This window comes from Bradyrhizobium sp. 25ACV (assembly GCF_054863005.1).
Genome location: NZ_JAVAYO010000151.1, coordinates 1 through 257, shown reverse-complemented (window position 1 = coordinate 257; position 257 = coordinate 1). Strand labels below are relative to the sequence as shown.

Genomic DNA, 257 nt, shown 5'->3' with positions numbered 1-257 from the left:
CGGCGTAGCCCTTAAGCGCAGACTTTCATGTCTGCCGGTTGCAGGCGATCAAGCAGGCACTCTAGGCCATTGGGCTTCTTCGCAGCTAACGGTCCCTTTGCACCAAATACGGAAAACCATTTACCGCGCGGCCGATCGATCCTGATCCAAATCTGCCCAGAGTCACCGGCATCCATGATTTCGATCATTTCTTCGATCGAAATGCACACCATTCCAAGAGCGCCCCCCACGAAAACGACGAACACGTCACTGCAACG

General features: G+C 54.5%; 1 protein-coding gene. It reads right to left on the bottom strand.

Going from position 1 to position 257, the window contains the following annotated elements; genetic code table 11:
• Positions 1-11 precede the first annotated feature (11 nt).
• Positions 12-257, bottom strand: a 246-nt coding sequence (locus tag RAD04_RS38945) for a hypothetical protein (RefSeq protein WP_461628004.1), incomplete at its 5' end; no start/stop codon positions are given.